Source organism: Bradyrhizobium sp. LCT2 (genome assembly GCF_009931255.1).
GTDB classification, from domain to species: Bacteria; Pseudomonadota; Alphaproteobacteria; order Rhizobiales; family Xanthobacteraceae; genus Bradyrhizobium; species Bradyrhizobium diazoefficiens.
The window spans coordinates 5,495,134-5,520,920 of record NZ_CP034432.1; the positions used below are offsets into that span (position 1 = coordinate 5,495,134).

At 64.7% G+C, this 25,787-nt stretch carries 25 protein-coding genes; 11 read left to right on the forward strand and 14 right to left on the reverse strand.

The window, feature by feature from the left end:
* Positions 1 to 217: 217 nt before the first annotated feature.
* The gene (locus tag EI171_RS26355; protein ID WP_161535077.1) at positions 218 to 3,355 is read left to right on the forward strand and encodes an acetoacetate--CoA ligase; all 3,138 of its coding nucleotides are present in this window, start codon (positions 218 to 220) and stop codon (positions 3,353 to 3,355) included.
* 97 nt (positions 3,356 to 3,452) lie between these two features.
* On the opposite strand, the gene EI171_RS26360 is transcribed toward EI171_RS26355, so the two are convergent.
* A complete protein-coding gene (locus EI171_RS26360; RefSeq protein ID WP_011087054.1) occupies positions 3,453 to 4,391 on the reverse strand; it encodes a GlxA family transcriptional regulator in 939 nt (312 codons plus the stop codon).
* Positions 4,392 to 4,485: 94 nt separating this feature from the next.
* On the opposite strand from EI171_RS26360, the gene EI171_RS26365 reads away from it, so the two are divergent.
* Entirely contained in the window at positions 4,486 to 5,172 is a 687-nt protein-coding gene (locus EI171_RS26365) for a DJ-1/PfpI family protein (RefSeq protein ID WP_161535078.1), read from the forward strand.
* 483 nt (positions 5,173 to 5,655) lie between these two features.
* Here the strand turns inward: EI171_RS26365 and EI171_RS26370 are convergent, their stop codons facing one another.
* On the reverse strand, positions 5,656 to 6,063 hold the full coding sequence (locus EI171_RS26370; RefSeq protein WP_011087052.1) for an NADH:ubiquinone oxidoreductase subunit NDUFA12: 408 nt from the start codon (positions 6,061 to 6,063) through the stop codon (positions 5,656 to 5,658).
* A gap of 244 nt (positions 6,064 to 6,307) precedes the next feature.
* Here EI171_RS26370 and EI171_RS26375 point away from each other — a divergent pair, with 244 nt between their 5' ends.
* The 3 genes from EI171_RS26375 to EI171_RS26385 all read left to right on the forward strand — a co-directional run bounded on the left by EI171_RS26375 (position 6,308) and on the right by EI171_RS26385 (position 9,833).
* Positions 6,308 to 6,928 carry a BA14K family protein gene (locus EI171_RS26375; RefSeq protein WP_161535079.1) on the forward strand — a complete coding sequence of 207 codons (621 nt, stop codon included), beginning with the start codon at positions 6,308 to 6,310 and terminating at the stop codon, positions 6,926 to 6,928.
* 236 nt (positions 6,929 to 7,164) lie between these two features.
* Positions 7,165 to 7,581, forward strand: coding sequence for a response regulator (locus EI171_RS26380; protein ID WP_011087050.1), 417 nt, complete (start codon positions 7,165 to 7,167; stop codon positions 7,579 to 7,581).
* Positions 7,578 to 9,833 carry a CHASE3 domain-containing protein gene (locus tag EI171_RS26385; RefSeq protein WP_161535080.1) on the forward strand — a complete coding sequence of 752 codons (2,256 nt, stop codon included), beginning with the start codon at positions 7,578 to 7,580 and terminating at the stop codon, positions 9,831 to 9,833. Before EI171_RS26380 ends, EI171_RS26385 begins: the two co-directional genes overlap by 4 nt.
* A gap of 58 nt (positions 9,834 to 9,891) precedes the next feature.
* Here EI171_RS26385 and EI171_RS26390 read toward each other — a convergent pair whose 3' ends face one another.
* Complete coding sequence (locus EI171_RS26390; RefSeq protein ID WP_161535081.1) at positions 9,892 to 10,788, reverse strand: DMT family transporter; 897 nt, start codon at positions 10,786 to 10,788, stop codon at positions 9,892 to 9,894.
* 764 nt (positions 10,789 to 11,552) lie between these two features.
* Here EI171_RS26390 and EI171_RS26395 point away from each other — a divergent pair.
* The gene (locus tag EI171_RS26395; RefSeq protein WP_161535082.1) at positions 11,553 to 15,317 is read left to right on the forward strand and encodes a vitamin B12-dependent ribonucleotide reductase; all 3,765 of its coding nucleotides are present in this window, start codon (positions 11,553 to 11,555) and stop codon (positions 15,315 to 15,317) included.
* 1,099 nt (positions 15,318 to 16,416) lie between these two features.
* Positions 16,417 to 16,932 carry a ParB N-terminal domain-containing protein gene (locus EI171_RS26400; RefSeq protein ID WP_161535083.1) on the forward strand — a complete coding sequence of 172 codons (516 nt, stop codon included), beginning with the start codon at positions 16,417 to 16,419 and terminating at the stop codon, positions 16,930 to 16,932.
* Positions 16,933 to 17,064: 132 nt separating this feature from the next.
* Here EI171_RS26400 and EI171_RS26405 read toward each other — a convergent pair whose 3' ends face one another.
* Entirely contained in the window at positions 17,065 to 17,355 is a 291-nt protein-coding gene (locus EI171_RS26405; protein WP_161535084.1) for a hypothetical protein, read from the reverse strand.
* Positions 17,356 to 17,587: 232 nt separating this feature from the next.
* Here EI171_RS26405 and EI171_RS26410 point away from each other — a divergent pair, with 232 nt between their 5' ends.
* A complete protein-coding gene (locus tag EI171_RS26410; protein WP_161535085.1) occupies positions 17,588 to 18,385 on the forward strand; it encodes a transglycosylase SLT domain-containing protein in 798 nt (265 codons plus the stop codon).
* Positions 18,386 to 18,557: 172 nt separating this feature from the next.
* On the opposite strand, the gene EI171_RS26415 is transcribed toward EI171_RS26410, so the two are convergent.
* From EI171_RS26415 to EI171_RS26430, 4 genes are all read right to left on the reverse strand, one after another.
* Positions 18,558 to 18,839 (reverse strand): hypothetical protein, encoded by a 282-nt coding sequence (locus EI171_RS26415; protein ID WP_161535086.1) that lies wholly within the window; start codon positions 18,837 to 18,839, stop codon positions 18,558 to 18,560.
* A gap of 338 nt (positions 18,840 to 19,177) precedes the next feature.
* Positions 19,178 to 19,471 (reverse strand): hypothetical protein, encoded by a 294-nt coding sequence (locus tag EI171_RS26420; protein WP_161535087.1) that lies wholly within the window; start codon positions 19,469 to 19,471, stop codon positions 19,178 to 19,180.
* 166 nt (positions 19,472 to 19,637) lie between these two features.
* Positions 19,638 to 19,979, reverse strand: coding sequence for a cytosolic protein (locus EI171_RS26425; protein WP_246740261.1), 342 nt, complete (start codon positions 19,977 to 19,979; stop codon positions 19,638 to 19,640).
* Positions 19,958 to 20,245, reverse strand: a complete 288-nt coding sequence (locus EI171_RS26430; RefSeq protein ID WP_161535088.1) for a hypothetical protein — start codon at positions 20,243 to 20,245, stop codon at positions 19,958 to 19,960. Before EI171_RS26430 ends, EI171_RS26425 begins: the two co-directional genes overlap by 22 nt.
* Before the next feature lie 188 nt (positions 20,246 to 20,433).
* On the opposite strand from EI171_RS26430, the gene EI171_RS26435 reads away from it, so the two are divergent.
* Complete coding sequence (locus tag EI171_RS26435; RefSeq protein ID WP_246740262.1) at positions 20,434 to 21,414, forward strand: hypothetical protein; 981 nt, start codon at positions 20,434 to 20,436, stop codon at positions 21,412 to 21,414.
* An 86-nt stretch (positions 21,415 to 21,500) separates the two neighbouring features.
* Here EI171_RS26435 and EI171_RS26440 read toward each other — a convergent pair whose 3' ends face one another.
* From EI171_RS26440 to EI171_RS26450, 3 genes are all read right to left on the reverse strand, one after another.
* Positions 21,501 to 22,013: a hypothetical protein gene (locus EI171_RS26440; protein WP_028171210.1), complete on the reverse strand. Its 513-nt coding sequence runs from the start codon at positions 22,011 to 22,013 to the stop codon at positions 21,501 to 21,503.
* Positions 22,014 to 22,390: 377 nt separating this feature from the next.
* On the reverse strand, positions 22,391 to 22,750 hold the full coding sequence (locus tag EI171_RS26445; RefSeq protein WP_246740263.1) for a cytochrome c: 360 nt from the start codon (positions 22,748 to 22,750) through the stop codon (positions 22,391 to 22,393).
* A gap of 100 nt (positions 22,751 to 22,850) precedes the next feature.
* On the reverse strand, positions 22,851 to 23,303 hold the full coding sequence (locus tag EI171_RS26450) for a pyridoxamine 5'-phosphate oxidase family protein (protein WP_161535091.1): 453 nt from the start codon (positions 23,301 to 23,303) through the stop codon (positions 22,851 to 22,853).
* Positions 23,304 to 23,489: 186 nt separating this feature from the next.
* Between EI171_RS26450 and EI171_RS44940 the strand changes: the two genes are divergently transcribed.
* Both EI171_RS44940 and EI171_RS26455 read left to right on the forward strand, forming a co-directional pair.
* A complete protein-coding gene (locus EI171_RS44940) occupies positions 23,490 to 23,663 on the forward strand; it encodes a hypothetical protein (RefSeq protein ID WP_018644642.1) in 174 nt (57 codons plus the stop codon).
* A 110-nt stretch (positions 23,664 to 23,773) separates the two neighbouring features.
* Entirely contained in the window at positions 23,774 to 24,124 is a 351-nt protein-coding gene (locus EI171_RS26455; protein WP_038966826.1) for a zinc ribbon domain-containing protein YjdM, read from the forward strand.
* Between the two features lie 2 nt (positions 24,125 to 24,126).
* On the opposite strand, the gene EI171_RS26460 is transcribed toward EI171_RS26455, so the two are convergent.
* From EI171_RS26460 to EI171_RS45835, 3 genes are all read right to left on the reverse strand, one after another.
* Positions 24,127 to 24,528, reverse strand: coding sequence for a VOC family protein (locus EI171_RS26460; protein ID WP_028171206.1), 402 nt, complete (start codon positions 24,526 to 24,528; stop codon positions 24,127 to 24,129).
* Between the two features lie 127 nt (positions 24,529 to 24,655).
* Positions 24,656 to 25,576 (reverse strand): DMT family transporter, encoded by a 921-nt coding sequence (locus EI171_RS26465; protein ID WP_028171205.1) that lies wholly within the window; start codon positions 25,574 to 25,576, stop codon positions 24,656 to 24,658.
* Positions 25,577 to 25,599: 23 nt separating this feature from the next.
* Positions 25,600 to 25,770, reverse strand: coding sequence for a hypothetical protein (locus EI171_RS45835; protein ID WP_246740264.1), 171 nt, complete (start codon positions 25,768 to 25,770; stop codon positions 25,600 to 25,602).
* Positions 25,771 to 25,787: the final 17 nt, after the last annotated feature.

Genomic DNA, 25,787 nt, shown 5'->3' on the forward strand with positions numbered 1-25,787 from the left:
CACCCTGTGCCCCAGAGCGGCCATCAAGGAGACGACAAAGGGGCTGGAGGAGTGGCGGCTTACGCTCGCTGGCGCTCAGGTGGGGTACTCCCGCCAACATGCGTCAATCCGCCACATAACCCCGGAGGATGATTCTCCCCGAGCGATGCGAACGCTATCCAACGTTGCCTGCGGCTTGGTCGTCGCGTGCCGCCCAGAGGCGGGTTTGGAGGAAGTCGTGTTCCGTCCCGATGCTCATGGCATCGCACATTCTCAGCTCACTGCTTTCGGCCAATGGTGTGAGGCCCGAACGGGGCAGCGGCTGAGCGATCACGCTGCGATGGACCGCTTCTCGGTGGAGGATTTCCACAGCTTCTGGCGTCTCTTCCTTGAGTGGTCCGACGTGCCGCGGGACGGTGCAGCCGAGCCCGTCTGCGTCGGCGATGCCTGCGAGACCGCGCGCTTCTTCCCGGATCTTCGTCTCAACTACGCCGAGTGCCTCCTCGCCGGCAGTCCCGGCCAGCCGGTCCTGACAGCCTGCCACGCTGACGGCAGCCGCGACCGGTTCACGCGTGGCGCGTTGCGCGTCGCGGTTGATCGATTGGCAAAGTCGTTGCAGCGGCTCGGTGTGCGCCGCGGCGACCACGTCGTGGCAATCGCACGCAACAATGCCGAGGCGGTCATTGCCTGTCTGGCGACCGCCGCGATTGGCGGGACTTTTGCCAGCTGCTCGCCGGAGATGGGCGTACCCGCTATCCTGGCGCGGTTCGCCCCTCTCGAGGCCGTGGTGCTCTTCGGCTGCCTTCGAGCGGAGCGATGGGATGCGGGAATTCCGGTCGCCGAGCGCGTCCTCGAAACGGCGGCCGGCCTGCCGAGCCTCGCGGCGATCATTGCGCTGGACGATGGCTCGCTGGACGTCGATGAGGGGACGGCACCTCTGCACAGGCTTGCCGATCTGCTCGGTGATGATGATGGTGGCGAGATTGGGCCAGGCTGGCCTCGTCACCCGTTCAACCATCTGCTGTTCACGATGTTCTCTTCGGGCACCACGGGCCCGCCAAAATGCATTCAGCACGGCGCCGGGGGCACCTTACTGGAGCATCTGAAGGAGCACCGGTTGCACTGTGATCTCAGCCACGGCGACAGGCTGTTCTTCCAAACCTCCTGCGGTTGGATGATGTGGAACTGGCAGCTCTCGGCGCTGGCGTCCGGCGTCGAGATTGTCCTCTACGACGGGCCGCTCGCAGCGGCGGACACGTTCTGGCGGATTGTTGCCGAGGAACGTGTGACCGTGTTCGGCACCAATCCCGCCTATCTGCACTTCTGCGAGGAGAAGGGTTTCTCCCCAGGGCGGGTGCTCGACCTTTCTGCCCTGCGCACCATGCTCTCGACCGGCTCGATCCTCTATCCCCGCCAGTACGACTGGGTCAGCAGCAAAGTGAAGTCGTCGATGCCGCTGCAGTCGATCTCAGGCGGCACGGACATCATCGGCTGCTTCGTCCTTGGCAATCCGAATCTGCCGGTCCATCGCGGCGAGGCACAGTGCCGCAGCCTCGGCCTCGATGTCCGCTCGCTGCCGCCGCCTGACGATCCGCAGGCGGAGATAGGCGAATTGGTCTGCGCCAACCCCTTCCCCTCGCGGCCCCTCGGCTTTCACGGCGATGCCGACGGCACCCGCTTCCACGCCGCCTACTTTGCTCAGAACCCCGGCTATTGGACCCATGGCGATCTGATCGAGGCCACGCCTCATGGGGGCTGGCGCTTGCATGGTCGTTCAGACGGCGTCCTCAACGTGCGCGGCATCCGCATAGGGACCGCGGAGATCTACCGCATCCTCGATGACGTCGGCGGGATCGTCGAGGCGATGGCGGTCGAGCAACAAGCGGAAGACGAGCCAGGCGGCACACGCATGGTTTTGTTGCTCGTGTTGCGCGAAGGCGTGGTGCTCGACAGCGCTCTCGCCAAGCACATCCGCTCCGAGCTTGCACGCTGCGGCTCGCCGGCCTTCGTGCCGGCGCGTATCGCACAGGTCGACGCGCTTCCTGTCACCTTTAACGGCAAGCGGTCCGAAATCGCAGCGCGGGATGCGGTGAACGGCCGCCCTGTACGGAATCGCGACGCCCTGCAGAATGCCGAATGCCTTGAGGCCATTGCCAACCATCCGGTTCTGCGAGCGCCTCCGACCGCCAGTGTGTCTCGGGAGCCGACCCCGGTCTGTGGAGTGCTCCCAGACGTTGAGCAGCTGCGGAAAGACCTGCAGGCGATCTGCCAGCGCGTGCTGGACCTGGCTCCCATCGGCTGGTCCGATAATCTTCTGGACCTCGGCGCGGACTCGCTGGCCATAGTCAGCCTGCTCCTGGAGATCGAGAGCTATGCAGGGCATCCGGTGCCACTTTCGGCCTTTCTGCGGGCGCCGTCGATCGAAGGCCTGATCGCGGTCCTCTCCGGCGCGGAGGCAATGACGGCTCAGCAGCTTGGCCGGTCGGGCCTGCACGTCCGTGCCCTCGGTCCGGAGGACGTGGAGCCGGTCTGCCGCTTTCTTGAGGAATCGTTTCGCGGGGCGGGCATCGATGCCACGAGATGGCGCCGTCTGTTCGATCATGGCTGGTCGGATCACACCCGCGGCTTCATGCTTTTCGACGGCAACGCCTTGGTTGGATTCATCGGGGCAGTTGCTGCCCGGCGGCAGGTGAACGAGGAGGCAGTCCTCGTCTGCAATCTGTCCTCTTGGGTTGTGCGCGCGCAGTACCGCGGCTGGGGCATGGCGCTGCTCGCATCAATGCTGGATGACGCAAACGCCACGTACACGTGCTTCACTCCACAGCCGTCGTCTTGGGCCGCCCTCATCGCACAGCGTTTCAAACCGCTGGACTCGCAGCGCATCGCCATACCGCCATTGCTACAGGCCGCGACCTTGTTCGGCTCGACCCGGCCGATGATCAGCTTCGATCCGGCCGTGGTCCGCGAGAGACTGACCAGCCACCAAAGGCAAATCTTCGACGATCACGCGGCGTATGATTGCCTGCAGCTCATCGTCGTCGACGGGCCTGATTACGCCTATCTCGTGGTGAAGCGCCGCGATCAGCGTCTTGCAGCAAGTCGATTGGGACGACTGGCACGGTTTCTGCCGCTCAAAATCCCCTATTCGGACATTCTGCATTGTAGTGCGCCGGTTCTGTTGTTGCGGCATCTCGAGCGCGTCAAGCTGGCGATCTTGCGCCGGCAGCGAACGGTGGCGCTCGTCGCGGAGGCGCGAATCTTTCCGGTCCCACCACGAGGCATGATGCTCCCGATGATCACGTGCTTCCGTTCCCCGTTGATCGCCGACGGCGAGCTCGACAGGCTGTATTCGGAAATCGTACTCCTGCCCATCTGAAGGCGGACATTCGCTTTGCGCATTGTCGACGTCCGCTTTCGTGGCAACGCTGATCTCGCTATCACGCACGCGCGCGGCACATTTACGAGCACACCACCTACCCCGCCCGCGCCGCGCGCCGCAACGCCTGCGGCGGCTGGCCGAACGCGCGGATGAAGGCGCGCCGCATCCGTTCGGGGTCGCGAAATCCGGTCGCCTCCGCAACGAGCTCGATCGCCTCGCGCGAGGATTGCACGCGCTCGCGCGCGACCTCGATCCGCAGCCGCTCGATCGCTTTCGACGGCGTCGTGCCGGTCTCGGCGGCAAAGGCGCGGGCAAAGTGCCGCGCACTCATGCCGGCGCGATCAGCGAGCTCTTCCACCGTGAGCGGCGCGTCGAGATTTTCGCGGGCCCAGGACAACAGCGCACCGAACCGGCCGTTCGGCGCCTTCAACTCCAGCAGCGATGAGAATTGCGACTGGCCGCCGCTGCGGCGATGATAGAGCACGAGCTGGCGCGCGGCCGCCTGCGCGATCTCCTCGCCATGGTCCTCCGTGACCATCGCCAGCGCGAGGTCGATGCCCGCCGTGATGCCTGCCGACGTCCACACATTGCCGTCGCGGGTAAAGATCTGGTCCGGCTCGAACTTCACCTTGGGATAGCGCGCGACGAAATCGCGCGTGCGGCCCCAATGCGTGGTGGCGCGGCGTCCGTCGAGCAGACCCGCTTCGGCGAGTACATAGGCGCCCGAGCAGACGCTGGCGACCCGAACGCCGCGCCGCGCCAGCCGCTGCACGAAGGCACGCGTGACCTCGCAGCGCGCGGCATCCGCCACACCCGCGCCGCCCGCGATGACGAGCGTCGTGATGGCGTTCGCCGATTTGAAATCACGCGCCATCATCTCGACGCCCGAGGAGCTGCGCACCGGTCCCGCATTCATCGCCAGCACCCGCAGCGCAAGCGGCTTGCCGGCGCAGCGTGCTGCGACCTCGAACACCGAGATCGGGCCCGCCGCATCGAGCAACTGGAAATCCGGGAAGATCAGAATGCCGATCATGGTTATGTCCGAAATTGAGGGAATTATGCCATTTTGGACAGAAGGGCATCATGCCAGTGTGCCCGCGTCAAGCCCATGATTGGAGGATCTCCCGATGTCGTCCCCGCTCCAGATCGGACTTCTGGTGTTTCCGCGCGTCACCCAGCTCGACTTCACCGGCCCCTTGCAGGTGTTCTCCGCCGTTCCCGGCGCCAAGCTGCATCTGATCTGGAAGCGGATCGAGCCGGTGCCGAGCGATTCCGTGCTGACATTGACGCCCACCACGACATTCGCCGACTGCCCGCAGCTCGACGTGATCTGCGTGCCCGGCGGCGGCGGCACCAACGATCTGCTCAATGACGAAGAGGTGCTGGATTTCCTGCGCAGGCAGGCCGAAGGCGCCAGGTACGTCACCTCGGTCTGCACGGGGGCGCTGGTGCTCGGCGCCGCCGGCCTGCTCAAGGGCTACCGCGCCGCCACCCATTGGAGCGCGATGGAGATGCTCGGCCAGTTCGGCGCAACGCCGACCAAGACGCGCGTCTGCATCGACCGCAACCGCGTCACCGGCGGCGGCGTCACCGCCGGGATCGATTTCGCGCTGACGCTGGTGTCGATCCTGGTCAACCGCACCACGGCGGAAGCGATCCAGCTCCAGATCGAATACAACCCCGCCCCGCCGTTCACGTCCGGCTCGCCCGACACCGCGCCCGCCGAGGTGCTGGCCTTGCTGAGAGAGCGCGGCGCCGCAAATCAGGCCCGCCGCCTCGAGGCGGTCAAACGCGCGGCTGAACGGGTCATCTGATTCCACGCAATCAGTCTCGTGTCCCGGACGCGCTGCAGCGCCTCTTTGCGCTGCGGCGCTGAGCCGGGACCCAGATTGCGGCCCCTGGGTCCCGGCTCAGCGCCGCAGCGTTACACGCTGCACCGCGTCCGGGACACGCAACTCATCCCAACAGAAAAAGGCCGCTCGGTTTCCCAAGCGGCCTTTCCTGTCTTACGGCGGCTGCACATTTCATCGGGCGATTTCGGAACTTCCAGACCGGGGGCCTATCTCCCGATCGAGTCCTGGTCGGCGGCCGCTGCATTTCGGGACAGTCGCGAGCTGTTGCCCGAACCGAACGCGATGGTCTCCCATCTCCGTAAGATGGGACCATTGAGCCGCATCGCCGGCGCGAACACAACGGCCGCGCAGCCGGCATCCCCGCTGTTCCCGTTGTCCACAGCGGGATCAGCCGGATGCGCCTGCATCCAGTCCGAAGATGACGATTCGACGAAGGCTGGAAGCCTAGCCGGGGGTCCAGGGCTGATAGTCGCCGGTCGCCTTCGGCCGCTTGCCGCCGGCGAGCGTCGAGCCCGAGGGGCGGTAGGCGTTGGCCGTGCCCGTGAGATTCGGCTGGTGCGGCTTTTCCCACTCGCGCGGCTGGTAGTTGTCCTGCGTCGGCGGCACGTCGACGACGTGATGGATCCAGCCGTGCCAGGACGGCGGGATCCGGCTCGCTTCCGCATAGCCGTTATAGATCACCCAGCGCCGCTCGAAGCCGAGCGTCGGGTCGATCGCCCCGCCGCGGGTGCGATAATAGAGATTGCCCTGCTCGTCCTGACCGACCAGCTCGCCGTATCGCTTGGTCCAGAGCTGGGTGCCAAACGTCTGGCCACTCCACCAGGTGAAAAACTTGAGGAAGAACTGTTTCATGCGGCAAGGGCCCTGCTTCGTCGGGTCCTGATGCCATCCGGTCACGGAAATGTCCAGTTCGGCGGCTGCGGCCGTGCCCCACGCGAACGTCGGAGCGCGGCAGCGCCGCCGCAAAGCTGACGCGATCCGTTCATGCCGAGTACAGCGACCGCGTGAAAATCTCCCCTTCACACGCGCACACCCGCGTGAATCCAGGAACCTCCGCCCTTTCAAGGGGTTTGCTCCCTGGAAAAGGAGTTTGAACATGAACAGTCTGAGAGTTCTAGGCGCGGCGGCAGCCTTGGCGCTGGTCCTTCCGATGGCGACACCGAGCTTCGCGCAGGGCCGTGGCGGTGGCCATTTCGGCGGCGGGGGCGGTGCTCACTTCGGCGGTGGCGGCGGCGCTCACTTCGGCGGCGGTGGCGGCGGCGCCCGAATGGGCGGGGGCGGCTTCAGCGCCGGTCCACGGATCGGCGGTGGCGGCGGCAATTTTGCGGCTGGTGCAATGGCGCGTCCCGGCCTCGGCACTGCTCCGTCGTTCAGCGGTGGCGGTGGCCGCAACTTCGCAGCCGCCGGCAGCAACTGGCAGGGCGGTGGCGGCAATTGGAACGGCGGCTGGCGTCATCATCATCGCGGCGGGTTCTGGCCCGGTTTCGCGGCAGGGGCTGCTATCGGCGGCCTCGGCTCATACGCCTATTATGGCGGCGGGTATTACAACGATCCCTACTACTACGGCGACGACAGCTACTACGACGAGCCGTCGGTGGCGGTTGTTCCCGACAGCGGCGGCGATTCCGCAGGCTACTGCGCGCAGCGCTACCGCTCCTACGACCCGGCGTCGGGCACCTATCTCGGTTATGACGGCCTGCGTCATCCCTGCCCGTAACCGCAACTACAATGCTTGACAGAAACGGCGTCGCAGCGATGCGGCGCCGTTTTCGCGTGTGCTCCGCTTTCACCAGTTTCGCGTGCACCTGTTCCCGCGACGATATGTACAAGTCGACGCAAACGGACCTTTATTCACCGCACCGTGCATATCTACCCTGATCCAATCCAAAATTGACCCGACCCACGATTCGCGGATATCACCAATGCGGGGACTTCGATCTACTGGGAAAGGTCATGCCGCGTATTCTCGTGGTAGATGACGATCCGATGGTCGGCGCGACCATCGAGGTCCTTCTCCAACGTCAGGGCTTCGACGTTACGCTGGCCGACGGCGGTGAAGCGGGACTGGCTGCGCTGGAAGCGCAGACGTATCACGTGATGCTGGTCGACATCTTCATGCCGCATATGCGCGGCTTCGAATCCATCCGCATCTTTCACGAGCGCGCGCCGGCGATCCCGCTGATCGCGATGTCCGGTTACGCCTTTGCATCGTCGGCCTCGCCCTCTCCCGATTTCCTCCGCATGGCGCTGGAGCTCGGCGCAACGCGTTGCCTGCGCAAGCCGTTCACGCCGGAAGCGCTGCTGACGACAATCCGGGAATGTCTCGCGGGCGAGAGCGCACAGCCGAAGGACAAGAAAGAAGCCCCTTGATTCCAACGCAGCGCGTCATTCTCGGTGCTGGACTTGCAATCCTCCTGATCATCACCGCCGCCTCGATCGGCCTCGACGTCAAGTCGCGGTCCGACTCGGCGTGGGTCAGCCGTACCGTCCAGGTCCAGAAGAAGATCTCCGATCTGCGCGTCCTGATGCGCCGCGCCGAGAGCGCCGCGCGCGGCTACGAGATCTATCGCAGCCCGGCCTTCAGCGACGAATTCCAGGCGGTGCATGCCCAGATCGCGCCGGCACTCGCCGACCTCAAGCGCGGCGTGGGCGACAACCCCGATCAGGTCACGCTGCTGGAGGGCACCGAGCCGCTGGCGCTGCGCCGGGTCGAGATCGCTGCCGAGGCGATGCGCCTGCGCGCCATGAATGACCAGGCCGGCATTGCCGCGCTCAACGGCAAGGCCGAGGGCCGCGGCCTGATGGACACGGTGATGGGCAATCTCGACCGTCTGAGCGCAGAGCAAGAACGATTGCTCGCCGCGCGCTCCCAGGATTCGCGTCGCACCGGCATCGTGCTGCTCGGCATCGATGTCGCCGGCGCGCTCGTGATCCTGCTGCTGGTGGTGATGGTGATGCGCGAGAGCCGGCGCACCGAGGGCGCGCTCAAGAGCACGCTGCTGGAGACCACCGCCGCCAAGGAGCAACTCGAGGCGGCGGTGGCCGAACGCACCGAACATCTGGTCACCGCGCATGACGAGCTCCGCCTGTCCGTCAACGTGCTCCAGAGCACTTTTCGCAGCATGGCGGAGGCGGTGCTGGTCATCGACGTCGACAGCAACGTTCTTCTGTCCAATCCGGCCGCGGAGCGCATGCTGCTGCACCGCACCGGCATGAACCTGAGCAGTCTGCGGGTGCTGTCGGACGTCTTTCATGGCGACGGCGTCACGCCGATGAAGGCCGAGGAGCTGCCTTCCGTGCGTGTGCTGCACGGCGAGGAGTTCGAAGACCTGGAGATGATCGTCCGCCCGCACAGCGGCAATCAGGTGCGCCACCTCATGATCAGCGGCCGTCCGATGCGGGACGGACAAGGCGAAATCTCGGGCGCCGTGCTGGTCTATCACGATGCGACCACCTCCCGCGAGACCGAGCGGCAATTGCAGCAGTCGCAGAAGCTGGATGCGATCGGCAAGCTGACCGGCGGCGTCGCGCACGACTTCAACAACATGCTGACGGTGATCTCGGGCAATACCGAGACGCTGGTGGCGAGCCTGAAGCAGCAGCCCGAGCTCCAGCGCGTGGCGCGCCTGATCGACGATGCCGCCGAGCGCTGCGCCGAGCTGATCCAGCACCTGCTCGCCTTCGCACGCCGGCAGCCGCTCCAGCCGCGCAACGTCGAGATCAACGCCGCGATCACGGACATCGCAAAACTCCTGCGCCCCACTCTCGGCGAGCAGATCCAGATCGAGACCGTGCTGGAACAGGGGCCGATGACCGCGCACATCGATCCATCCCGGCTCACCAACGCCGTGCTCAACATGGCGATCAACGCCCGCGACGCCATGCCGAACGGCGGCAAGCTGCTGCTGGAGACCCATCGCGTCGTGCTCGACGAGGCCTATGCGCAGGCCAATGCGGACGTGGTGCCCGGCCCCTACGTCATGCTCGCGGTCAGCGACACCGGCACCGGCATGCCGCTGGACATCCAGGAGAAGGCGTTCGAGCCGTTCTTCACCACCAAGGAGGTCGGCAAGGGAAGTGGCCTCGGCCTCTCCATGGTCTACGGCTTCGTCAAGCAGTCCGGCGGCAACATCAAGATCTACAGCGAGGAAGGCCACGGCACCACGATCAAGCTCTATCTGCCGCCGGGCGAAGGCATGGCGGAAGTGGCCGCGACCGTCGCGCCTCAGGCCGAAGGCGGCGCCGAGATCATTTTCGTCGTCGAGGACGATCCGCTGGTGCGCAACTTCGTCACCGCGCAATTGCAGAGCCTCGGCTACCAGACGATTGCCGCGCCCGACAGCCGCGCGGCGCTGCAGGTGATCGAGAACGGGCAGGCCTTCGATCTCCTCTTCACCGACGTCGTCATCCCCGGCGGCATGAGCGGGCGCGAGCTCGCCGAGGAAGTGGCCAAGCGGCGGCCGGGCCTGAAGGTGCTCTACACCTCGGGCTACACCGACAACGCGATCGTCCATCACGGCAAGCTCGACGACGACGTGCTGCTGCTGACCAAACCCTACCGCCGCAACCAGCTCGCCGAGATGATCCGGAAGGCGCTGGGCGGCGGCGGGATGGCGGTCTAAAGCGTTTTCAAGCGAAGTGGATACCGGTTCGCGTAAAGAAAACGCGTCAAACAAGAATCTAGCGCGTCGCCAGCACCACGGCAGCGAGCGTGAAGACCAGCGCCGCGATCTGCCCTGGCCCGAGCGGCTCGTGCAGCGCGATCGCCGAGGCCACGACGCCGATGACCGGCACGGCCATGGTCCCGATCGCGGCAACCGAGGCCGGCAGGCGGGCCAGCGCGGCGAACCAGCTCACATAGGCGATGCAGAACTGCACCACGGTCGAATAGACCAGGAGCCACCAGCCGACCGGCGTCACCAGCTCCAGATGCGAGGTCTCGATCAGCAGACCGACGATCGAGATCGGCAGGCAGCCGATCCCGATCTGCCAGGCCGCTGCCGTGATCGGCGGCAGGCGGATCGGGTACTTTTTCGAGAACACGGTGCCCAGGGCAAAGCCGAGCGCGCCGAACAGCGCCATGATGATGCCTGGCAGCTTCGCCGTGCTGGCGGCAATGCCGTTGCCGCCCATGATCGAGGCGAGGCCCACGAAGGCCATCACCAGCCCCAGCGTGCGCAGAACGGTCGGCCGCTCGCCCAGCACCGGCCAGGCGATGATCGAGGCCCAGACCGGCATGGTGTAGGCGATCAGCGCGGCCTCGCTGGCGGGCAGCCAGAGCAGCGCCAGGCCCATCAGCACCATCCAGCCGGTGACGTTGAGGACGGCGGCGGTCAGCAGCCGCGGCCAGATCTCGCGCGGCACCTTCAGGCTGTCGCCGCGGACCAGGGCAAGGGCGGCTAGCAGACCAGCCCCGAGCACGCCGGTCACCCCGCGCAAGGTCAGCGGCGGCAGCTCGGCGAGCAGGAATTTCGTCACCGGCCAGTTGAAGCCCCAGCCGATCGAGGTGATGGCAAGGAACATCAGGCCGGCCGGGGCGATGCGCGGTCGCAGCACCGGCCGAGTCGAATCAAGCATGTGGGGTACCCGGCAAAATCGAGGTCAGGTTGGCGCGGATTCGCGCCCCCCACCACCACCTCGGCGGGCATGCCTGCCCTCACCTTCCGTAAGGCTACGTGAGTCCTGCTGGCGCAACCCCGCCGGCCAAAAATATACCTGCCCTGTGAAGAGCGGGGTGAAGGGTTCCGATCACCACCGGACACAAATTTTTTCAGTTGGGAATCCCTGAGGACTCACTGATACTTGCCTCCACAACAGGCGCGGGCTTGCCCCCTGTTATCCCCCGCAATCCACCATATTTAGTATTTGATTCAGGAACTCGCACTAGTTCTTGACGGGCGCAACGGAGAGTCCTAGCTTTCGGTCCGTTCGGCGCGAGTGAGTTTGCGTCCCGCCGGCACTCCCCCAAAGGGTCTCGCAAATCGTCACTCCGCCAAGCCAGCCAAAGGCAGCGGGATGAGGGCTTGTCTGCCCGCGGTAAGCGGACTTTTCGGGCGCCAGAACGGGCCGGCAACAGGCTCGGATGGCATCGATAGAAGTTGTGACGTTGTGGGGCGTTGAACGCATGTCGCGCGCATCCCGTTGGGGCGGATGAGCGTGGACATGCCGGCGGGTGATCGATGCACGCATCGAGAAACCGCGCCGGGAGAAACTGGGCCGGATCCACCGGCTGAACTGCGAAGCCTTAAGGCCGGACGGCCCGGGAGGAATCGCGAAGCGAAATGTCGACCCGGCTGCCTGAACGGAGGCGGTTCGGTCAAAGATAAGGACGGGGCAAGACCATGCGGATTGAGCGGCGGCACACCACCACGGGACAGTCACCTTACGCCGGGATCGATTTCCGGCTGACCACGTCGGAGATTCGCAATCCCGACGGCTCGGTCGTGTTCAAGCTGGATAATGTCGAGGTGCCGACCGAGTGGTCGCAGGTCGCCTCGGACGTCCTCGCCCAGAAGTATTTCCGCAAGGCCGGCGTTGCCGCGCGCCTGAAGAAGGTCGAGGAGGAATCCGTCCCCTCCTTCCTGTGGCGCTCCGTGCCCGACACTGAAGCTCTTAGCCAGCTGCCCGAGAAGGAGCGCTATGTCAGCGAGCTCAGCGCCAAGCAGGTGTTCGACCGCCTCGCCGGCTGCTGGACCTATTGGGGCTGGAAGGGCGGCTATTTCACCAACGACGAGGACGCCCAAGCCTTCTACGACGAGCTCCGCTACATGCTCGCCATGCAGATGGTCGCGCCGAACTCGCCGCAATGGTTCAACACCGGCCTGCACTGGGCCTATGGCATCGACGGTCCCGGCCAGGGCCATTATTACGTCGACCCCTTCACCGGCAAGCTGACCAAGTCCAAGTCGGCCTACGAGCATCCGCAGCCGCATGCCTGCTTCATCCAGGGCGTCGGTGACGACCTCGTCAACGAGGGCGGCATCATGGACCTCTGGGTCCGCGAAGCGCGCCTGTTCAAATACGGCTCCGGCACCGGCTCCAACTTCTCGCGCCTGCGCGGCGAAGGCGAGAAGCTCTCCGGCGGCGGCCGCTCGTCCGGCCTGATGAGCTTCCTCAAGATCGGCGACCGCGCCGCCGGCGCGATCAAGTCGGGCGGCACCACGCGCCGCGCGGCCAAGATGGTCGTCGTCGACGTCGATCACCCCGACATCGAGACCTATATCGACTGGAAGGTGAAGGAGGAGCAGAAGGTCGCAGCTCTCGTCACCGGCTCCAAGATCAACCAGAAGCACCTCAAGGCGGTGCTGAAGGCCTGCGTGAACTGCGAAGGTTCGGGCGACGACTGCTTCGACCCCGAGAAGAACCCTGCCCTCCGCCGCGAGATCAAGCTCGCGCGCCGCAGCCTCGTGCCCGACAACTACATCAAGCGCGTCATCCAGTTCGCCAAGCAGGGCTACAAGGACATCCAGTTCGACGTCTACGACACCGACTGGGATTCGGAAGCCTATCTCACCGTCTCCGGCCAGAACTCCAACAACTCGGTCTCGCTGAAGGACGATTTCCTGCGGGCCGTGGAAACGGACGGCGACTGGAATCTCAACGCCCGCACCTCCAAGAAGGTGACGAAGACGCTGAAGGCGCGCGACCTCTGGGAGAAGATCGGCTACGCCGCCTGGGCGTCGGCCGACCCGGGCCTGCACTTCAACACCACCATGAACGACTGGCACACCTGCAAGGCGTCCGGCGACATCCGCGCCTCCAATCCGTGCTCGGAATACATGTTCCTGGACGACACGGCGTGCAACCTCGCCTCCGCCAACCTGCTGACCTTCTACAACGTCGCCACCAAGCATTTCGACGTCGAGGGCTACGAGCATCTCTGCCGGCTCTGGACCGTCGTGCTCGAAATCTCGGTGATGATGGCGCAGTTCCCGTCCAAGGCGATCGCCGAGCTCTCCTACGAGTTCCGCACGCTCGGCCTCGGCTACGCCAACATCGGCGGCCTGCTCATGACCATGGGCCTGCCCTATGACAGCAAGGAAGGCCGTGCGCTCTGCGGCGCGCTGACCGCTGTGATGACCGGCATCACCTACAAGACCTCGGCGGAGATCGCCGCCGAACTCGGCACCTTCCCCGGCTACAAGAAGAACGCCGCGCACATGCTGCGCGTGATCCGCAACCACCGCCGCGCCGCCCACGGCCAGTCCAACGGCTACGAGGCGCTCAGCGTCAACCCGGTGCCGCTCGACCTCGTCTCCTGCCCGCAGGCTGACCTCGTCAGCCACGCGCAGGCGGCCTGGGACGCGGCGCTCGAGCTCGGCGAGAAGCACGGCTATCGCAACGCCCAGACCACGGTCATCGCGCCGACCGGCACGATCGGCCTCGTCATGGATTGCGACACCACCGGCATCGAGCCCGACTTCGCGCTGGTGAAGTTCAAGAAGCTCGCCGGCGGCGGCTACTTCAAGATCATCAACCGCGCGGTCCCCGCGGCGCTGCGCGCGCTCGGCTATCGCGAGAGCGAGATCGCGGAGATGGAAGCCTACGCCGTCGGCCACGGCTCGCTATCGAACGCGCCGGGCATCAACGCCTCGACGCTGAAGGCCAAGGGCTTCACTGATGAAGCCATCGCCAAGGTCGAGAAGGCCCTGCCGACCGCCTTCGACATCAAGTTCGCCTTCAACAAGTGGACCTTTGGCGAGGACTTCATTCGCGACCAGCTCGGCATCGGCGCCGAGGCGATCGCGGCCCCCGGCTTCGACCTGCTCCAGGCCGTGGGCTTCACCAAGCGCGAGATCGAGGCGGCCAACGTCCACATCTGCGGCGCGATGACGGTGGAAGGTGCCCCGCACCTCAAGGCCGAGCACTATCCGGTGTTCGACTGCGCCAACCCCTGCGGCAAGATCGGCAAGCGCTATCTGTCGGTCGAGAGCCACATCCGCATGATGGCAGCTGCCCAGCCCTTCATCTCGGGCGCGATCTCCAAGACCATCAACATGCCGAACGACGCCACGGTGGAGGACTGCAAGTCCGCCTACATGCTGTCGTGGAAGCTCGCATTGAAGGCCAACGCGCTCTATCGCGACGGCTCCAAGCTCAGCCAGCCGCTCAACTCGCAGCTCATCGCCGACGATGAGGACGAGGAAGATGCGGTCGAGACGCTCTACGACAAGCCGATGGCGGCGCGCACCGCCCAGGTCTCGGAAAAGATCGTCGAGAAGCTGGTCGAGCGCATCATCGTGATGCGCGAGCGCGAGAAGATGCCGGATCGCCGCAAGGGCTACACCCAGAAGGCGGTCGTCGGCGGGCACAAGGTCTATCTCCGCACCGGCGAGTATGACGACGGCCGTCTCGGCGAGATCTTCATCGACATGCACAAGGAAGGCGCGGCGCTCCGCTCCTTCATCAACAACTTCGCCATCGCCGTGTCGCTGGGCCTCCAGTACGGCGTGCCGCTCGACGAATATGTCGACGCCTTCACCTTCACCCGCTTCGAGCCGGCGGGCCCCGTGCAGGGCAACGACAGCATCAAGTACGCGACCTCGATCCTCGACTACGTCTTCCGCGAGCTCGCGGTGAGCTACATGTCGCGCTTCGACCTCGCCCATGTCGATCCGACCGAGTCGAACTTCGACGCGCTCGGCAAGGGCGTCGAGGAAGGCAAGGAGCCGGACGAGGGCCACCACGCCTCCAAGCTCGTGTCGCGCGGCCTCACCCGCTCCCGCACCGACAACCTCGTCGTGATGCGCGGCGGCTCCACCGCGATCGCGCAAGGCAACGACAGCGCGCCATCAGGCGGCAGCAAGGTCACCGCTCTCGCCTCCCACGGCGCGAGCGCCCGGGTCGGCGATGTCCTGGAAGGCGCCGTCGCGCTGAAGCAGGAAGTGAGCCACGACCTCTCTCCGACGGAGAAGCTGGAAGCCCTCCAGTGGAGCAAGTCCGGTACCGCGCAGACCCTGGTGCCCTCCAAAGCCGAGCGCCGCGCGGAAGCCAAGGCCAAGGGCTACGAAGGCGAGATGTGCTCAGAGTGCGGCAACTTCACGCTGGTGCGGAATGGCACCTGCATGAAGTGCGATACTTGCGGAAGCACGACGGGGTGTTCGTGAGGGGGTAGAACGTCTCGAGGATCGTTAGATCCGGACATATGCAAAGGGCGGCCGAAAGGCCGCCCTTCTCATTTCAGCAACCTCATCCGCTTAATGCGTCGGATCGCTCTTGCGCTGACTCGCGTTTTGCCGGCTCCATCTGCGTGAGGTTCCCGCAAGCGTAGCCCGGATGCCCCACAACCTCCATCCGGGCCACTCGCTCCTCACCGCTCATCATTGGCCACCGCATTGCAGCGTGCCCGTCTCGCAGCTCGCCTCGCCGCCTTCCTCGCAACCCAGCGCGCGCGAAACTGCTTTGCGGCACGAAAGGTTCGTGGTGCCACGACCTGAAATGCCATTGAGGCTATTCCGGCGACCATTCCTTTCACCACGTCGAAAGCGAAATCGGGTCCAAAATACTCCCACATGACCCTGCCTCCTTCTCGCGAAGGCTCCGCCGGGCGGAATGGGCAGATTGCGAACATGAAAAAGCCCCGTCCGTCACCGGCGGGGCCTCGGGAAAATCTCTGTGCGCCTTGTTCAGCGCACGCGAAATCTCTCGGTACACCCGCTCATGGTGGACTCGATGAACCAGCTGCAAAGCATGGCCGTGCGATAAAAAACGCCCATAGCGATCACCCAGAAATTTCGAAGAACGAAGGCGCCAGATGCGCAAGGCCAAACGCGCGCACGAGGGGCCGGTTGGCGGCAGATAAACAGACTGGACGGCCGCCGTCTGTGGAGCAATTCACAATTGCGGTATGACTTTTTTGGGGCGCGCTGCGGTTAGCTCGTAGGATGGGTTGAGCACTTGCGAAACCCATCATTCGATCGCGGCAATCGATGGGTTTCGCTACGCTCTACCCATCCTACGTGATCCAAATTACGGTGACAGTGCACTAAATTCACTCGCTCCGTCCCGCCGATCTGCGGCTTCGGCTCGCGCTTGGTGGGCGGCGTCAATTAAGTGTACTGTCGCCGTAATCGCAGATTGGTTCCGGCTTCGATGCTCATCAATGCTCTACCGCCGAAATAGCCTTTGCGGTCGAGCTCTTCCCTCCTAAACTCCAGACACCACCGGCATGGGTTCCGACGGGCCCGGTAGAAGCGGAGTCAAGTTATGCCCAAACCGGAGAGCTTCCCGATCGAGAAGATCTTCGTTCCCACGAAGCAGAAGAAAGCTATCAAGCCCGAGATCGTCGGGGAGATCGCGGAAAGTATTCTGGACATCGGACAACAGGCCCCCATTTCCGTTCGGCTCGACGGAGACCGCCTCGTTCTGGTCGAGGGACTGCATCGGCTCGAAGCCTGCAAGGCGCTCGGTGAGACAACCATTATCGGTGTCCTGGTCCCGGCCGAGCTTGCTCAACACAAGCCGCGGCTGTCCGAAGGACCCGAAGTCGAGGCAGAGCGCATCAAGATGGCGCGATTGAAAAAGCTGCGCCTCGAGAAGGAAGCCGCAGAGACATCGACTGCTGCCTTGAAGAGCGTCAACGAAATGGAAGCACCGCGCGCCAGTCCGGCGAAAGCCGTCCGCGGCAATCCGAAGGCATCACTGGGCCGGACTGCGAAATCGACACCGAAAACATTGTCGGACTGGATCACGCAGCAAAAGGGCAACGGCGGCCGCTATTGATTGTCGGCTCCAGAATTTCTGCGACTACGGTGACAGTGCACTGAACCGGCCTATCAACTTAGATTGAATGCACTGTCACCGCCACCAAGCCCGGCTCAGCCGGTTACTCGGTGGCCGCTGCGCCAACACCGGCTAGTAGCAAGGGGGGTAGGGTTCGTAGCCGCAGCGGCGATAGCCTCCGTAGGCTCCGTAAGCCCCGTAAGCAGCAGCACCAACCGCAGCAGCTCCGACGCCCACGGCAACGCCACGGCGCACGGCTGCACCACGATAGACGCCGCCGCGATAGACACCGCCGTGATAGACACCGGCGCGACCAACCCCAACGCCTCTTCGATACGCGAAGGCGTCAGTCGAAATAGTCACGATGCAGGCGATGCCAATGATGGCGGATGCGGTAAGTGAAACGATGGTTCGGCGCGACATGACCACACTCCCTCCTGGACTGGAACGGTTCGTCAGCGTAAGTCGCCAATGAACGGGTTTGTTGATTTAGAACAATGCGGGCCCTGCGATCCGGCTGCCGAGTTCATGACGGGACAGTGAAGCTGTCACGCTTACCTACATAGGCATCAGCGGGAGCCACACCGATTTCGGCGATGCACCTGACGTGCGCGACACAAGGCTCACCCCGTCCTACCCGCTCCCCACAAGACCCATGCCAAGAAAGAGCAAGAGCCTCCTCCCCCGCCTTCGCAGCCTCCGGCGGGGCACTCGGTGGGTGCGCAAGACGTTCGCGCGCGCACCGCGGGTGGTTCGGATTGCGGGCATTGCGGCGATCCTGCTTGCGGCTATCGCGCTCCTGAACATCGCCTATCAAATGATCCGCAAGCCGACCGAGCTGTTTGTCTTCGTCGGCAACTCCCTCGACAAGGAGCCGGCCGAGACCTGGTGGCAATACGGGCCGCTCTTCCGCACCTATTCCACCGCGACGATCACGCCCGAATTGCTGGCCGCGCTGGCGCAGGTCGAGAGTTCGGGGAATCCGGTGGCGCGCACCTACTGGCGCTGGCGATTGAGCTTCAATCCGCTCGCGATCTACCGGCCCGCCTCCAGCGCCGTCGGCCTCTTCCAGATGACCGACCCGGCCTTCGCTGAAGCGGCGCGGTTCTGTGTCCGCGGCAATGCGGTCACGGAGACCGGATGCGGTTCTACCTTCCTCTACATCCGCGCGATCCCGAGCCACGCCATCGAGCTGGCGTCGGTGTATCTGGATCGCCAGGTGGCCATGGTTCTCGGCCTCGCGGGCGATGTGAAGGCTACCGCACAGCAGAAGCAGGATCTGGCCGCCTTCATCCATCTCTGCGGCGCGGGTCCCGCCACCGCCTTTGCGCGCCGCAAGTTTCAGATGGTGGCCGGCGCGCGCTGCGGCGATCACCTCGTCGCGGGCTATGTCGCCAGGGTCAACGCGATGAAGCGGCAGTTTTTGCGGCTGGCGGCGGAAGATGGTAATTGATCCGTAGGGTGGGTTAGCCTGCGGCCGCGCGAAGCGCGGCTGCTGGCGTAACCCACCTCTTTGATTTCCGCGGAGACAGAAATGGTGGGTTACGCTTCGCGACCTGCGCTTCGCGCCGTCGCTACGCTAACCCACCCTACACACCCATCAAAGTCGCGCCCGTCGGTGGCCTTCACCACCAGTACGGCCACCGCCATCCCTCATAGCGGACCCACGACGATACCAGCGGCGGGCCGTATGGATCGACCCGGTCGTCTTCGGGGCGATAACGATATCGTGGAACGATATAATAATCCCACGGCGTTGGCCTCAGCACGGGCGCCGTGACGATGAGCCTCTCTTGCGGTGCACGAACGACTTGCGCCTTCCGCGGCCGGGCTTCAGCGCCTGATATCCCGAGGTTGCACAGCACCAGCGCCGTTCCGAGAGCGCACACGACGGTCAATTTCTTCATGCGTTGGCCTCCTTGCGAAGAGAGTGCAAAAGGACTCAAGGCAAGGCAAGCGAATTCGACTTGCATGAATGACGCTCTCGGCACTGGCGGATTTCGGCTGCCGCTCACGACGCCTGAAGAGGTGGGTTTCGCAACCTGCGGCGCCTGGCAGGTTGCCAAACCAACTCCACCGCTCGCCCGACCAGCGAAGCCGGACTTGTCCCGCCGAAGCTCAGCGAGCGAAGGCGGGAGCGATACCCATCATTCGGCATGACGGGTTTCGCCGGGGGCCCAACCTGTCCCACGTTCGACGTGCCGTTGGGTCCCGTCAGTGCCTGGACTTCAGTCCCCTCTGGACTTCAGTACGCTCGCTTTGTGCTCGTGCCGGTGGTCGGCCTCGTGCTCGCGCCGGTCGTTTGGCCTGGAGCGGCGTTCGTCGCGGCGGGGCTGGCGGTCTTCGAGGCCTTCGCGTGGCGCATCGCGTGACGCTTCTTATGTCCGGGAGCGTAGCTGGAAGCGCCCGGCTCGCCTGTCTTGGACCCCATTTGCTGCATCTCCTGACCTGGCGCCTTGCTCGACACACCCTGAGCAAACACGGCTGGTGCTGTCGCCACGAGAGCGGCAGCAGAGAGCGCAATGATCTTTGCTTTCATGTCGTCCTCCTCTCAACATGCCCTCACAATGCAACGAAATGAACCAGCGCCCGTTCCCCTGAACGGTTGTTCATCGTGACAACAGCCCTGCTCAACCCATCGCTTTCGCCGCCGCAACGGGACGATGGGTCTTTCGAAGCGGATCATGCCGCGAGACAAAACCGGATCACGAGGATTCGATCAGCATCGGTGAACCGAGCTCTTCGAAATGAAAGAGCTGAAAGACCCGCTGGCCGTTGAAGTCGAGCACTCTCAAATCATCGGTCTCGTGCAGATTGCTTTCGACCGCGTGAAAGTGCCCGCCGTAGCGCTCCCTGGCGAGCGACAAGGGAACCTCGAACGCGACGAACTTGCCAATACCTTTTTGCCTGAGCACCCCAAGGAGCTTTTGGTCGTTCAGGGATTGGTGCGAGGTGAGAATGAGCAGCGGACCGCTCGCGGTGAGCAGCAGAAGCGATTTCATCGGATCCTCCTTTGCGCCCCGCCCTACCTGATCTTCGCCAGGCACTCCTTCAGGCGCTCCAGCTCCGTCCGAACTTGTGCCTCCATGGCGTCTTGCAATGCGAGTATGCCCCTGCTGGACAGTTCTGCAGAGGCCTTTTTGTCCAGATTCTGCTTCCAATCCCGGATGCCCTGCTTGGTCGCCCTTTGCGCCTCCGACGTCGTCTTGACGTACTCCTTCATGCAGGCGTCGGCCATCGCGCATGTCTGGCACTCCTGGGCGGCGGCCGGACTTGAAAGAAGCAGGGCGAGTATCGCGGTGGGGACCCTCATGGCGCTTCCTCCCCCGACAGCATAGCACGTCGCAGGGATGCCTAGGGGAGCACAGCTGTTTCAGCAACCGTGGCCCGCCATAATTTCTCCTTCGCACGCGCGTTGTGTTGGACAAATGTGAGGCCTATCCTTCCGACGATCGGACTGCCGCACTCCCATGAACGCCCGACTGGATGGAGCGCGCATCGATGCCTGAAGCGAACGACCCCAAACCTGATGTCCAGAAGCCCGATGCCCACAAGCCAGGCGAGGTGCGCGCCGATGGCGGACTGGCGCGGGCCTACGACCAGATCAAGAGCGCCAATGAAGACCTTGCGCGGCTGGACCGGCTGGTTTCCGGAATGGAACACGGCGGCGAGGCCCTGCGGACCTCGCAAGCCAGCGCCGGTACGACAGCAGCCGAGCCCCCTAAGGACAAGGCGCCGGATCGCAACGGTCGCGATCAAGGCCTGAAAGGAGATCGGACCATGCTGCGCGCTTTGGTTGGCCTCGTGCTGGCGATCGGCATTCTCGGTGCCGCCTTCGCTTCGCAATATCGCGATGAGGCCAGGTCGATCAGCAAGTCGATCATGGCGCGATGGGCTCCGCCGGCCAGTCAGCCCCGGCAAACGGCCGCGGTTGAAACTCCGGCGCAGCCGACGGCACTGCACCTGGCGGCGGCGGATGAACCCAGTCCGGTGCCCGCACCGCCGCCCGGCAAGGAAACGCAAAGCGCTGCTCCAACGCCTGGCGCTCCAGCACCTGGCGTTCCGAGTCCTGGCGCCACACCGCCTGACCAGTCATCGTCCGATCTTGCGCAATCGCTCAAGACCATCACGGGCGAGCTTGCGAACATCAACGGTAAGCTCGAGCAACTGAAAAGCCGCAACGAGCAGACGCTGCGCGAGCAGGCCGACACCATTCAACAGCTCAAGGCGGCGCAGCAGAAGGATGCGGCGGACAATGCGCGCCTCGCCGCGCAGGTCCAGGCGCTGCAAACGCAACTGACGGCGTCGTCCACGCCTGCGGCCGCGAAACCCGTCGTGCGGAGCGTGGTGAACAACGATACGGCCGCGCCTGCACGGCCGCACGTGCAGGCGGCCGCACCTCGGCGGCCCAGGCCGCCGCCGCGCGGCCCCTGGATGCCGCCGCCCTATATGGCCGACCCTTACGGCGATCCGGATTGGTAAGCAGTTAGGGCGGCTGAGCCGGCGGCTCGCAGGACGGGGGAGCGCTGGCGCCCACCCCATCCCGCGAACGACGCTCTACGCCCGCCTCACCGGACCTCGCACACCGACACCTTGGCCGCGATCCCGGTCAGCTCGCGCTCTGGCATTGCAAGCTCCTCATCCGGATCGGGGGCCTCGCCGACCGAGACGTCCTTCATGCGACGCTTGACCTCTTCGCATGTCCTGCGGACGTCCTCCGTGAACAGCGCGCATTCCTCGATGCGCTTGAAGATCTTCCGCCCCTCTTCACGATACCCCGCCGCCGTTTCGCGCATGAAGGCAATGGCATCGTGGACCTGGGCTGTCAGCGCCTCGCATTTTTGCGCGGCGTCGATCAGCTCGGCGCCCATGGCCTCGATCTCCTTTGCAGCGGACTCATAGTCGCGAACCACCGCCTCTGCACTGAGCGCGCCGACCCGCGTGACCCCCTCGGTGTGCTCGACGTAATCAGGAAGAGCAATTGAAGCGATCGAGCTTCCCGCGCGGACCGATGCAATGTCCGCCTCGAGTTGGACCAGGTTCACCCCGTCCCGTCTGCGCAATTGTTCAACACTTGCCATGATCAGTCCCTCCCAATACATGACCCCGAACCCCAAACGGCGATCAGTGTATTCCGTGGGTAAGCGGCCTCCTAACCCGATCTGCCGTTGACAGCCTCAGCTCTGCCATTTTTTCCCAATTTCGGGCGCGGCACGCAGCGATGATCGATGTCATCGGCGCTCAACCTGTCCTAGTTGCGGTTCGCGTGGCGGGCTCGTGGACGCGTGAGCGGCTCGCGGCGGGCTACGAGCCTCAGCCGCCGCACCTGCCCACCGTGCCATCATACCCCTGTCTTGCCCGACGGGTCAAATTCACTTCGGTATTTCAGAACAATTGAAATCGCTGGCAATTTCTACTGTGCATGGGGTTGTTTTCAACATTTTTGCCGGGAGCGCGCTCAATCGCCTCTCAGGCTCAGAATGTAGCTCGACAGCGCCTCGGCCTGCTCCGGCGAGATCACCAGATTGGGCATGTTCTGGTGGCTGGTCCGCCAGAACACCTTGAGCGACAGCGCGGTCGTTCCTTTCCGATCGGCGATGGCCTGGAAGCTCGGAGCCAGGTCGAAGAATCCGGCCATGTGCGGCTCCACGGCGTGGCACGTCTGGCACCACGCCTGCGCCAGGCGATGTCCTTCCTCTGCCGTGCGTGAGGAAGGCCTCGATGCCCCCGCGGCCGTGTGGACGACGCTGAACAGAAACAGCAACGACAACAGGATCAGGAGGCCGAGGCCGATATAGATTCGAACGCTGCGCGACATGGTTTCACCTCGCCATTGCTGCGTAACTCGAAGCGTAGGTCGGTGCGAGCAGACCAGGTTGACCTGCATCAAGAGAGCGGATCCCGGCAGGACAACTCCCTCAGCACGCCACAAGGTCGGTGTGGCCAAATCCCTTGGAATAGTCGAGCAGCGAGATCACCGTCGGCGTCAGCGCGATCAGGCGAACCTCGGACGGTTTCGGCACGGCGAGGCCGGTGGCCTTCTGTTCCGGATAGCGTGCCATCAGCAGGCCGATCGCCTTCTCGGCTTCGGCCGGATCGGTCAGGGTTCGGGCCCGCGCCGCCATGGACACGCCGGTGACCTCCATCACCTGCGCCGGGTCGTCATCGATCGCAAGCGAGACCCGATCGTCCCGCGACAGGTTTTGCGCCTTCTGGCTGTCGATGCCGCACAGGAAATAGATGGTGAAGCCTTCGTTCGCGTAGCCGACGGTGGTCACCTGCGGCCAGCCGTCCGGCCGCAGCGTCGCGATCCGCATGGTACGGTGCTGGTCCAGCAAGGTCTGGATTTTTCGTCTGATCAGATCGTCCATCGCGCCCTCCGCAGATCTACCTCGAGAAGGATAGTGAGCGGCTCGCGCAATGGGGTTGATGCACCTCAAGTCACAGCGGCCGGCATTGACGGAATCATGGACTCACAGGATGGGTGACGCGATGCCCATCGCGAAGATGACGGACATCGCATACGCTTGCGCCCATTCCACGATCGGGAGACATCCATGAACGGCAACCGCTATTACGGCGTCCGCGTCGAGGGCGCGAAATACGGCGTCGGCTTCGGCTCGGCGCTCGCCATCGCGATCTCCTACACCAACAACCATTCGATCCTGTGGGCGATCATCCACGGCATCCTGGGCTGGCTCTACGTCATCTTCGTCGCGCTGTTTCGGTGACATCGCACCGGCAGGCAGCCGCCTGCCCGCGCACGCCCCAGCTTTCCCTTGCATTCTCCGGTTCCGCCCCTACGGTGCGCCGCGCAACGCCACCCGAGACGAGACCTGCCATGCCCGACGCCATGAAATGCCCGAACTGCCAGTCGGAGCACGCCTATCAGGACCGCGATCTCTGGGTCTGCCCGGAATGCGCCCATGAATGGAGCGCTACGGCCGGCGCTGCGGCGGATGCGCCGCAGGAGGCGGGCGTGCGCGATGCCCATGGCAATCTGCTCACCGATGGCGACAGCGTCATCGTGATGAAGGACCTCAAGGTCAAGGGCTCCTCCTCCGTCGTCAAGGGCGGCACCAAGGTCCGCAACATCCGCCTCCAGGACGCCACCGACGGCCACAACATCGCCTGCAAGATCGACGGCATCGGCGCTATGAATTTGAAGTCGGAGTTCGTGAAGAAGGCCTAGCGCTACGCGCCCAGCAGCGCGTCATATCCCTTCGCGCTGAACGCCAGCAAACAAAACCCGTGCCCGAACGGATCGGCCAGCATCGCGATCCGTCCATACGGCGCATCGCGCGCGGGCGCCTCGAGCACGGCACCGGCGCGCACCGCGCGCGCGACGGCGGCATCGACATCGTCAACGACGACGTCGACATGCAGCGGCGTCCAGTGCCGCTCGTAGCGGCGGCGGTCGCTGCCGGCGCCCAACGTGCCGGCCTGCTTGGTCAGCAGGTAGATCGGCGCCGGCCAGCCGAGCAGTTCGACGAAGTCGGCGCCGAAGCGGCGGCCGACCGTCAGCCCGAACGCTTCGGTGTAGAAATTCGTGGCGGCGGCGACGTCGGGGACGTCGATGTTGAGCAGCAAGGTCATGGCGGGCTCGTCAAGTTACGGCGTGCCCGGGAGCGTAGCCGGGATGGAGCGTCGCGCAATCAGGGATAGTGCCGCACGTCCCGCCCCGGAATTTCGCTTGCGCTCCATTCGGCTTGTGCAGATGCGTTCACCGCTGCCGTTGCGCCAGATAAAACCCGCACAGCACCGTCACGAGGCCCGCGGTCTGCAACATCGTCGGCGGCTCGCCGAGCAGGAGCCAGCCGGTGAGCAGCGTCAGCGCCGGCACGCAGGCCGGGAACACCGCCGCGCGGGCGACGCCGAGCCGCTGGACCGAGACGGCGAAAAGATAGAGCGCTGCGGGCCCCGCCAGCACGCCCTGCGCCAGCGCCTGGATCGCATTCTCCGTCACGCCGATCGCAGCGACGCGAGCGGGCCCGCCGGTCAGGAGATAGGCCGGCAGCAGGAGCAGCGACAGCACGTTGATGACAAGCGCCGCCGAGACGGCGGAGACGCGCCAGTGGCGCAGCAGCGCGCCAAAGCCTGCGAACATCAATCCGGTCAGCACGAAGATCAGATCGCCCTGCACGCCGTCGGCGCCGATATGGCCGATCGATTCGGCGCCGATCACGCCGAGACCGCCGACGATGACGATGGCACCGGCAAGGCGCGAGGCGGAGATCTTCTCTTTGAGGAACATGGCGGCGAGCAGCAGGCCGCCGAGCGTCGCGGAGGACGGCTGGATCACGCTGCCGTGGCCGAGCGGCACGAACAGGAAGCCGGTGTAGGAGATCAGCGACATCACGGGGCCGCCAAGCACCATCAGCGCAAGGCCCCTGCCCCAGCCGATACCGCAGAGATCGGAGATCCCGGCGCGGGCTACCAGCGGCAGGAACACGATGCCCGACCAGACGTAGCGATGCACCAGCAGATCGACCGGCGTGAAGCCGACCTTCAGCCCGTGCCGCGTACCGGCAAAGCCGAGCGCCCAGAACAGCGCTGCTGACAGGCCGCACACGACGCCGAGAAGCGCCGGCGCCGCATCGTTCTTCTGAATGAGAGCGTCAGCGCCGCTCGTCCGCTGATCCATCGGCAAGCCTTATGTCAGCGCGCTCATCCGCTCAACCCACGCGGTTGCAGGTCTGGCACGCGGCCGAGAGGCGAGGATTCCCGTAGCAACTTGTCATGCATGTGGTCCGTGTGATCGAGCGCGACCGCGGTGGCGTTGCCCTTCGGCGCGATCCATTCCGCGTCGTCGGTGAACAGCGCGGCGATCGGCGTCACGCGATGAAAAGGTCTTC

Bases quoted from the DNA above. Each gene is read 5' to 3' on its own strand.
- EI171_RS26360 (WP_011087054.1), bottom strand. From the start codon at position 4,391: ATGATCGGCATTCTGATCTTCCCGGATTTCCAGTTGCTCGATGCGGCG.
- EI171_RS26455 (WP_038966826.1), top strand. From the start codon at position 23,774: ATGCCCGACGCCATGAAATGCCCGAACTGCCAGTCGGAGCACGCCTAT.
- EI171_RS26375 (WP_161535079.1), top strand. From the start codon at position 6,308: ATGAACAGTCTGAGAGTTCTAGGCGCGGCGGCAGCCTTGGCGCTGGTC.
- EI171_RS26370 (WP_011087052.1), bottom strand. From the start codon at position 6,063: ATGAAACAGTTCTTCCTCAAGTTTTTCACCTGGTGGAGTGGCCAGACG.
- EI171_RS26445 (WP_246740263.1), bottom strand. From the start codon at position 22,750: ATGTCGCGCAGCGTTCGAATCTATATCGGCCTCGGCCTCCTGATCCTG.
- EI171_RS26460 (WP_028171206.1), bottom strand. From the start codon at position 24,528: ATGACCTTGCTGCTCAACATCGACGTCCCCGACGTCGCCGCCGCCACG.
- EI171_RS26380 (WP_011087050.1), top strand. From the start codon at position 7,165: ATGCCGCGTATTCTCGTGGTAGATGACGATCCGATGGTCGGCGCGACC.
- EI171_RS26365 (WP_161535078.1), top strand. From the start codon at position 4,486: ATGTCGTCCCCGCTCCAGATCGGACTTCTGGTGTTTCCGCGCGTCACC.
- EI171_RS26405 (WP_161535084.1), bottom strand. From the start codon at position 17,355: ATGTCGCGCCGAACCATCGTTTCACTTACCGCATCCGCCATCATTGGC.
- EI171_RS26420 (WP_161535087.1), bottom strand. From the start codon at position 19,471: ATGAAAGCAAAGATCATTGCGCTCTCTGCTGCCGCTCTCGTGGCGACA.
- EI171_RS26450 (WP_161535091.1), bottom strand. From the start codon at position 23,303: ATGGACGATCTGATCAGACGAAAAATCCAGACCTTGCTGGACCAGCAC.
- EI171_RS44940 (WP_018644642.1), top strand. From the start codon at position 23,490: ATGAACGGCAACCGCTATTACGGCGTCCGCGTCGAGGGCGCGAAATAC.
- EI171_RS26435 (WP_246740262.1), top strand. From the start codon at position 20,434: ATGCCTGAAGCGAACGACCCCAAACCTGATGTCCAGAAGCCCGATGCC.
- EI171_RS26395 (WP_161535082.1), top strand. From the start codon at position 11,553: ATGCGGATTGAGCGGCGGCACACCACCACGGGACAGTCACCTTACGCC.
- EI171_RS26390 (WP_161535081.1), bottom strand. From the start codon at position 10,788: ATGCTTGATTCGACTCGGCCGGTGCTGCGACCGCGCATCGCCCCGGCC.
- EI171_RS26415 (WP_161535086.1), bottom strand. From the start codon at position 18,839: ATGAAGAAATTGACCGTCGTGTGCGCTCTCGGAACGGCGCTGGTGCTG.
- EI171_RS26465 (WP_028171205.1), bottom strand. From the start codon at position 25,576: ATGGATCAGCGGACGAGCGGCGCTGACGCTCTCATTCAGAAGAACGAT.
- EI171_RS26410 (WP_161535085.1), top strand. From the start codon at position 17,588: ATGCCAAGAAAGAGCAAGAGCCTCCTCCCCCGCCTTCGCAGCCTCCGG.
- EI171_RS26400 (WP_161535083.1), top strand. From the start codon at position 16,417: ATGCCCAAACCGGAGAGCTTCCCGATCGAGAAGATCTTCGTTCCCACG.
- EI171_RS26440 (WP_028171210.1), bottom strand. From the start codon at position 22,013: ATGGCAAGTGTTGAACAATTGCGCAGACGGGACGGGGTGAACCTGGTC.
- EI171_RS26430 (WP_161535088.1), bottom strand. From the start codon at position 20,245: ATGAGGGTCCCCACCGCGATACTCGCCCTGCTTCTTTCAAGTCCGGCC.